Source organism: Peribacillus butanolivorans, from assembly GCF_001273755.1.
In the GTDB taxonomy this organism is placed as follows: domain Bacteria; phylum Bacillota; class Bacilli; order Bacillales; family DSM-1321; genus Peribacillus; species Peribacillus butanolivorans.
In genome coordinates this window covers 3,170,182-3,178,292 of record NZ_LGYA01000001.1, presented here as the reverse complement: position 1 = coordinate 3,178,292, position 8,111 = coordinate 3,170,182, and the positions used below count along the sequence as shown (strand labels likewise).

Annotated in this window: 10 protein-coding genes and 1 riboswitch; of the genes, 7 read left to right on the top strand and 3 right to left on the bottom strand. The window is 37.4% G+C overall.

Annotation, left to right across the window (positions count from 1 at the left end):
• The coding region (locus AKG34_RS14540; RefSeq protein WP_083450802.1) for a transposase at positions 1-188 on the top strand (188 nt) is incomplete at its 5' end.
• Between the two features lie 152 nt (positions 189-340).
• On the opposite strand, the gene AKG34_RS14535 is transcribed toward AKG34_RS14540, so the two are convergent.
• From AKG34_RS14535 to AKG34_RS14525, 3 genes are read right to left on the bottom strand one after another with little or no spacing between them, the layout of a single operon-like run.
• Positions 341-1,996, bottom strand: coding sequence for a b(o/a)3-type cytochrome-c oxidase subunit 1 (locus AKG34_RS14535; RefSeq protein WP_053346729.1), 1,656 nt, complete (start codon positions 1,994-1,996; stop codon positions 341-343).
• Complete coding sequence (locus tag AKG34_RS14530; protein ID WP_053346728.1) at positions 1,993-2,472, bottom strand: cytochrome c oxidase subunit II; 480 nt, start codon at positions 2,470-2,472, stop codon at positions 1,993-1,995. The genes AKG34_RS14535 and AKG34_RS14530 overlap by 4 nt, the downstream gene beginning before the upstream one ends.
• Positions 2,473-2,488: 16 nt before the next feature.
• Positions 2,489-2,635, bottom strand: coding sequence for a hypothetical protein (locus tag AKG34_RS14525; protein ID WP_053346727.1), 147 nt, complete (start codon positions 2,633-2,635; stop codon positions 2,489-2,491).
• 373 nt (positions 2,636-3,008) lie between these two features.
• A riboswitch (purine riboswitch) is annotated at positions 3,009-3,110 on the top strand.
• A 162-nt stretch (positions 3,111-3,272) separates the two neighbouring features.
• Between AKG34_RS14525 and AKG34_RS14520 the strand changes: the two genes are divergently transcribed.
• From AKG34_RS14520 to AKG34_RS28340, 6 genes are all read left to right on the top strand, one after another.
• Positions 3,273-3,872, top strand: a complete 600-nt coding sequence (locus tag AKG34_RS14520; protein ID WP_053346726.1) for a xanthine phosphoribosyltransferase — start codon at positions 3,273-3,275, stop codon at positions 3,870-3,872.
• Entirely contained in the window at positions 3,865-5,178 is a 1,314-nt protein-coding gene (locus AKG34_RS14515) for a nucleobase:cation symporter-2 family protein (RefSeq protein WP_053346725.1), read from the top strand. The genes AKG34_RS14520 and AKG34_RS14515 overlap by 8 nt, the downstream gene beginning before the upstream one ends.
• A gap of 413 nt (positions 5,179-5,591) precedes the next feature.
• On the top strand, positions 5,592-5,732 hold the full coding sequence (locus AKG34_RS28025; RefSeq protein ID WP_161804941.1) for a hypothetical protein: 141 nt from the start codon (positions 5,592-5,594) through the stop codon (positions 5,730-5,732).
• 375 nt (positions 5,733-6,107) lie between these two features.
• Positions 6,108-7,196: a type III polyketide synthase gene (locus tag AKG34_RS14505; RefSeq protein WP_053346723.1), complete on the top strand. Its 1,089-nt coding sequence runs from the start codon at positions 6,108-6,110 to the stop codon at positions 7,194-7,196.
• A complete protein-coding gene (locus AKG34_RS14500; RefSeq protein ID WP_053346722.1) occupies positions 7,196-7,726 on the top strand; it encodes an isoprenylcysteine carboxyl methyltransferase family protein in 531 nt (176 codons plus the stop codon). The genes AKG34_RS14505 and AKG34_RS14500 overlap by 1 nt, the downstream gene beginning before the upstream one ends.
• Before the next feature lie 142 nt (positions 7,727-7,868).
• Positions 7,869-8,027, top strand: a complete 159-nt coding sequence (locus AKG34_RS28340) for a hypothetical protein (protein ID WP_157443918.1) — start codon at positions 7,869-7,871, stop codon at positions 8,025-8,027.
• The last annotated feature ends 84 nt before the right edge of the window (positions 8,028-8,111 follow it).

Sequence of the window (8,111 nt, the reverse complement as noted above, 5' to 3'; positions counted from 1 at the left end):
AACCTATATATGCGAAACGTAAAGAAACGATTGAGCGTGTATTCGCAGATGCAAAAGAAAAGCATGGTATGCGTTGGACTACTTTAAGGGGACTTAAAAAATTGTCGATGCAGGCGATGCTTACTTTCACTGCCATTAATTTAAAGAAGATGGCCAATTGGACATGGAAAGGTCCAAAAATGGCCTAACAGAGTGGGCTCGTAGAGCCCCAATATCTTAACCTTGGGCCAAAATTCAAAGAGAATTTCAAAAGGGGTTCGGAATTTTATAATTCCGAACCCCTTTTGTCTACAAACTGAAACCTTGGCAAATCTGCCAAGGTTTTTTTTATTGTGTAGGATCACCATAATTTAAATCCTTTTGATCCCGGTGGTGCATTTTGGAGAATATCAATAAACGGAATTGTATACGCAAAGAGAATGAGTGCTGCAGTTATTCCAAGCCATAATTTCCAATTTTCAAAAATGAGTGGCGTTTTTTCGGCCTTATCAGTAACTTCACCAACAGGGAACTCTTCGTTGCCTTTTGGAGCAAAGAAGGCTACCTGTATAAAAATAATGATATATAAAATAATCCCGATAAAGAGTATGGTTCCACCTACAGCTTGGGCGATTTGATAAGGAATCCAATCAAGTGCCTGTGTGGAATCTCCATAAGTGGAGTACGAAGAGCGGCGAGGTGCTCCTAGCAATCCAGCGATATGCATAGCCCCAGACATAAAGGACATCCCAATTGCCCAAAAGACCCCTTGAATAATCGCTAATTTATTTAATTTTTTTGTTAAGGTGCGTCCAGTTAAATGGGGAACGAGCCAATATGAAATCCCAAAGAAAGTTAGGATTACGGAAGTCGCCAACGTTAAATGAAAATGTCCTGTAACCCAAATAGTATTATGGACAACCTGGTTTAATTGGTTTGAGGCATTGACTAATCCTCCGGCACCTGCTGGTATGAAAGCCGCCATTCCGATAAAAGGAACCGTAAAACGCGCATCTCCCCAAGGAAGCATCTTAAACCAACCGAATATCCCTTGGGCACCCTGAGAACGTCCGTATTGTTCAAAAGATCCGAATAAAGAAAAGGCAGTCATTAAAGATGGAACAACGACTAAGAAGGTTAAAATCACTTGTAAAAACTTCCAGATAGGATCGATACCGGGTTCTAGCAATTGGTGATGAAGTCCAACAGGAATAGAGAAAAGCAGGAAAAGAATAAAAGACATTCGAGCCAATGAATCTGAAAAAATTTTCCCGCAAATGACTTTAGGAATCACTACATACCAGCACATATAAGCTGGTAGCAACCAAAAATATACGAGCGGATGACCGAAATACCAAAATAAAGTTCGGCTTGCTAAAACGTTAATAGAATCCACCCAGCCTAATGACCATGGGAGAATTTGAAATAACACGGTAGCTGCCACTCCGATAGTAGCAACAATCCAAAGTAGAGTATTTACAACCGCCATAAAACTTAATAAGGGGCTTGCTTGGCCGCGATTGTTTTTCTTCCACTTGCGGTATGCCGCTATAAGGGCTCCACCACTAATCCAGCTGCCAACGATCACAAGTGTTAAGCCACCATAGAAAATAGGATGCGCTTGAAGAGGTGCATAAAAAGTATAAAGGACAGATGCTTCATTTAATAAAACCATAACAGCGGCCATAACAGTGCCGAGTGTCATTGTCCAAAAACCAATCCAGCCTGTAATTCTGGAAGGGGTGGACAATGGACCGATTGTTTTACTAACTGCTGATAGCTGAAATCCTATGATAAAGAAAGTTGTTAGCACCAGAGCAAGTAAAACTCCGTGAACCGTAAGTAATTGATAATACGTTATACCGGCAGGTAATTCCATTCTGCCTGAGCGAACCAAAGTTTGAAGTAATCCTGCAAATCCTCCAAGTGCTAAAGCAATAATGGCTACATAGAAATGAGCCATGGATAGTTTTGCATCCAGTGGGTGAACTTTTTCATTTTCAGCCGTTTTTTTCATTTTGAAACCACCTCGATACGGGAGCTCATCATGTGGTGACCAACCCCGCAATATTCATTGCAAATAATCAAATTTTCTCCTTCATTATTAAATCTAGTGGTATATTCACTGACGAATCCAGGTTCAAGCATCATATTAACGTTAGTCCCAGCTATCTCAAAGCCATGGATAACATCCTTTGATGTTGCGATAACCTTGACAGTTGAACCTTTAGGGATCTCCACTTTTGCAGGACTGTACGAAAAGGCAGAAGCTACAAACACTAATTCATAGTCCCAATCTTTTCCTGTGACTTCATATAGGCCAGGGGCATTAAATGGAGCAGTGACCTCCACTTTTTCAGGATCAATTGTAACTAAACAGCTGGGAGGTTGATTCCCTAGATAGAAAGCACTAACCCCAAGCACTGTCAAGAATACTAGCAGGGCTACTGTACCGAAAATCAACCAAACCTTTTCAAACTTGTGCATGTGCATTATTTCTCCTCCTCAATTAGCCTAAACGATTTACAAAAATAAAATAGATGCTGACCCATACAATAATTAGAATAATTCCTAGTATTAAAACAGAAGCAAGTGTACCTTTTAAATTAGAAGTCTCTTTTGTTTGTGATTTGTTCTTAAGTTTAGGTACGGCCATCGTTTTCACTCCTTTCTAATTCCCTAAAAGACATGAGTACATGTTCATCATACAAAAGTAATGGTAAATTAGAATCCACTTTTTCTCTTTTCACAATTTGTTCAATCGTTACTTTTATAAGTTCGATATAGTGTAAAGTTGAAGTAAGTATAAAAATTTGCTTTTGATTGTGTATCAAGTTGTGAAAAAATTGTGAAGATTATATAGTCTGGATTTTTTCACACATAGATGGTAGGAAAAAATCCTATGAAACGATAGTCAATTTCTAAATTTTCTAAAAATACGAATGATCATTTATTTTTTAAAGTGAAAGTTCGGTTTTTGTTAAAAATACCTTTTCAAATAGAGAAAGCGTTGTTATAATTCATATATTACAAAAATATAAAGTTTCACTCGTATAATAGCAGGGATATGGCCTGCAAGTTTCTACCGAATTACCGTAAATAATTCGACTATGGGTGAGTAATAGATCTTGTCGCACAATGAAAGGGTTTTGTTGAGTCCTTTTTCATTTAGGCCCGAGAAATATTGCCTCACTCTAAAAAAAGTGCTGCAATGTTTCTTGGGCTTTTTATTTGTCGGGAAACATCTGCATGACTATGGGTTAAATAAACATCCAAGATTGGGAGGAACCTTCATGCAACTTTTAAAGGAAAAAATCTTGTCCGAGGGTCAAGCTTTATCAGAAGATATTTTAAAAGTAGATTCATTCTTAAACCACCAAATGGATCCTATCCTGATGAAAGAAATCGGTAAGGAATTTGTGAAACGTTTTGAACAGAAGGAAATAACAAAAGTACTGACGATTGAATCTTCAGGGATTGGACCTGGACTGATGGCGGCCTTAGAATTAGAAGTTCCGCTAATTTTTGCACGTAAACGTAAATCACTGACTTTGACTGAAGGTTTAGTGACAGCAACTGTTCATTCCTATACTAAACAAGAAACGAATACAATTACGGTGTCCGATAAATATATTGAAGCAGGAGATAAGGTATTGATCATCGATGACTTTCTTGCAGTTGGTCAAGCAGCCCGAGGTTTGGCGGATATTTGTAACCAAGTTGGAGCAGAAGTGGCTGGTATTGGGATTGTAATTGAGAAAGCTTTCCAAAGTGGTGGAAAGGATCTCAGAGAACAAGGCTTCCAGGTGGAATCTCTAGCTCGAATCGCAAAGTTGAAATTCGGCGAGATAACATTCGCTGAGGAACAGGAAGGGGCAACAGTAAATGTCTAACCAATCACCAATAAAAGTTGCTTCTTTAGGATTACAACATGTACTTGCGATGTATGCAGGTGCGATTGTTGTTCCCCTGATAGTCGGTGGGGCGTTGGGTTTAACGGCAGCTCAGTTAACTTATTTAGTATCGATTGATATTTTAATGTGTGGTATAGCAACCTTATTACAAGTGTGGAAAAATAAATTCTTTGGAATTGGGCTGCCAGTCGTTCTTGGCTGCACATTCACAGCAGTTAGCCCAATGATTGCGGTTGGTACCCAATATGGAGTCACTACCATTTATGGAGCCATTTTGGTCTCAGGATTGATTGTGGTTATAATAAGTAAGTTTTTTGGTAAGTTGGCAAGATTTTTCCCTCCTGTTGTTACAGGATCAGTAGTTATGATTATCGGAATCACTCTCATTCCAGTTGCGATTAACAATCTGGGGGGCGGCCAAGGTGCAGCTGATTTCGGTGCCTTGAATAATGTGGGTCTTGGTTTTGGAACATTGTTATTTATCATTTTTATGTATAAATTCTCAACGGGATTTGTTCGTTCTATTTCTATTTTATTAGGTTTACTAGTCGGAACATTTGTAGCTTTCTTCCTGGGTAAAGTGGATTTTAGCTCAGTAGCAAGTGCTACTTGGTTGCATTTACCTCATTTTTTCTACTTTGGAACTCCGACATTTAACATTACAGCTATTATTACAATGACATTGGTGGCAATAGTTAGCTTAGTGGAATCAACAGGTGTTTATTATGCATTAGGGGAAATTACAGATAAAGAGATTTCAGAAGATGACCTAGCACGTGGATATCGTTCTGAGGGGATTGCGATCATGCTAGGCGGTTTGTTTAATGCATTTCCTTATACGGCATTTTCACAAAATGTCGGTCTTATTCAATTGTCCGGTATTAAGACAAGAAATGTCATATATACAGCAGCTGGCATGCTTATTTTGATAGGATTTGTTCCTAAAATTGGTGCGTTCACAACCATTATTCCTTCATCTGTATTAGGCGGAGCAATGGTAGCCATGTTCGGAATGGTTATTGCAGCAGGAATTAAAATGTTAAGCAAAGTAGACTTTGCTTCCCAAGAAAATTTATTGATTATCGCATGTTCAGTAGGTATGGGACTTGGGGTAACGGTTGTTCCTGAGCTATTTGCTCAAATTCCAGAAAGTATCCAAATTTTAACGGATAACGGAATTGTGGCAGGAAGTTTGACTGCTATTTTCTTGAATATTGTTTTCAATATCGTTCCTGCAAACGGGAAAGTGAAAGAAGCACGTATCGAAGGACGGAAAGTAGCCTAAATAGTTTCGAAAAAGCTGATAGATTTATACCTTAGAGTAAACTGCCTCAAACGCACAGATATTTTTGCGTTTGAGGCAGTATTTTTTTATTCTGATTGGTTATTAAAACATTACCGGATTGAAAGAAAGCCCTCCAGAGAATTCTAATTATAATGAAAAAAAGATTTAACAGATAAAAGGAAACTCTCTTCACTTTTTGAATATATTGATAGTATCTATACAAGAAAGTAAGTGATAGAGATGGAAAAAAAATATTGTATTCATTGTCGAACTATATTAAATCAGGAATTTAGATGCCGTGTGTGCGGAAAAGAGGAATTTCAAAATATCATTATACAAGTACAAAACCAATCCTCAATAAAGAAGGAAGAATGAAGGCCCCCCTTACCGCTTGTGAAGGTAAGGGGGGTTTTATGTTTAAAAACTACATTTCAATCATCAAGATAAAAATGAATCTTATGGGTCCCATTCAGTATAATCGGGAAAATGATTACTTGATTAAAGCCGTATATTTGACCGACAAGAACGGTTGGAGGGGTAATATCCATAATTAAGGATGCTGCTATATTAACAGCTAGCATATTGCCAAGCTCAGTGCAAATGAGTCAAGCATTTCTCCTTCTAGAGGGATACCAAACATGGCTCGACTATTTTACTCATGCATCCACTAGTTCCTCAATGAAAAACCTTCCTCGGAAATCAACTGTCATGCCAATTCGCACGCTGATGGTTTCCTGTTCGAAGGCTGATTAGAAAAAAGAGAAGGTTTTGAATATCTTATCAAATATATAGTTTTTTTTACCTATTTTATAAAATGAAAAAAACAAAATATTTATAAAAAACATATATATATCACTATTTATCGTTAAAGCATTAAATGGGTTATTGTGGGTATATTAACCATATCATGTATATTAAGGGGTGGGTTCATGCCATATTTATTATCCGCATCTCATATAAAACTTCCTTATTTACTTTCACAGGAAAAGATCATGGAATTTTCCAGGGAAATCTTTGGTTCCTCTTTTAAGAATATTGAACGATTATTGCGGGCATTTAAAAATGGCCAAGTCGAAAATCGTTATTTTTCAAATGATCTTGATTGGTTCAGAGAGGAACATACGTTTGCGGAAAAGAATGATATATATATTAAACAAGCAGTCGAGTTTGGTAAAGAAGCAATTGAAAAATGTTTAGCTAACACTGAATTTTTAAAAGATAAACTGCAGCCAAGTGAGCTTGATGCCTTCTTTTATATATCAAGTACAGGGATGGCTACTCCTACCATTGATGCAAGAATAATGAATGAACTTCCTTTTAACCCACATACAAAAAGAATTCCCATATGGGGGCTAGGGTGTGCGGGGGGAGCGAGTGGGCTAACGCGTGCTTTTGAATATTGTAAAGCATATCCGAAAGCAAAGGTCATAGTATTAAGTGTGGAATTGTGTAGCTTAACCTTTCAAAGAAACGATATTTCCAAGAGCAATTTAATTGGAACATCCTTATTTTCTGATGGAATTAGCTGCGTTTTAATTTGTGGTGATGAAGTGTCAGCTGAAAAGTTCTCGAAAAAAGATCAGCATTTAAAATTTTTAGATTCACAATCAACGCTTATGCCAAATTCGTTGGATGTAATGGGGTGGGAAGTTAAAGATCAAGGGTTGTACGTGGTTTTTTCAAAAGATATTCCAACCATTATCAAAGATTGGCTTAAACCTAACGTGGAATCTTTTTTAGTGGAGAATGGATTGATGCTGGGGGATGTGAAAGATTTTATAGCGCATCCAGGCGGAAAAAAAGTAATCGATGCCTATCACGAAGCTCTGGGATTTAATGAAAGCATGACAGCAGAGTCAATGGGTATATTGAGGGAGTTCGGAAATATGTCTTCGGCTACGATTTTGTATGTACTAGAAAGATTCATGATTCGTGGCGGGAATATAGGTGAATATGGCTTGGCAGCTGCATTGGGGCCAGGGTTTTCTTCAGAACTAGTGTTAATGAGGTGGAAATGATGATTTTCACCATTTTTATTGCGCTGATTGCTATTCAGCGTCTTGTTGAATTATATCTTGCAAAACAAAACGAAAAGCAGTTGAAAATGGAGGGGGCTGTTGAGTTCGGTGAGTCCCATTATCGGTGGATGGTTCTGATGCACCTGAGTTTTTTTATTGTACTCACTATCGAGGTAATGGTCTATGAAAGGAAAATTGCTACGCTTTGGCCGATCTGGTTGACTCTTTTTCTCATTGCTCAGTCAGGCAGGGTTTGGGTAATCAGTTCACTAGGAAAACATTGGAATACGAAAATCATAGTGGTGCCAAATGCCGAAGTTGTAGTTAAAGGCCCTTATAAATACTTCAAACATCCTAACTATCTCATTGTAGCAACGGAGATTATCGTCATTTCCTTATTATTCAATGCTTATTATACAGCTATTATTTTTAGTTTGTTGAACGCCTGGATGATGGCGGTGAGAATCCCCTTGGAAGAGAAGGCTTTAAAAACACACACAGAATATTCTACAGTTTTTAAGCAAAAATAATAAAAGTTTCATTTTTCTTATTGAAAATGATTATCGTTCGTGATAAGATTCTAATTGAAGATGAAAATTATTCTCATTCACTTACTGATAAATATTTTTGAAACTTAAAAGCTACCCAATATAAAAGAGGATGGTGTTCGTAATGGTCTGGTTATTCATTTTATTGACAATCGCTACATATAGTTTTGTGATGAAACATGTATTAAGTAATATTCAAAAACCGGCAAAGGCAGTAAAAGCTTATACGGAGTCAACAATTGAAAACCGAGCTACATATAACCCATCTCCTACAACCAGGTAAATTACCTGGTTTTTTTATGCAATCAGAAAGTAATTACGAAGTTGTAAACAAACAAAGTGGAACCCACCAATCGGTGGATTTTTT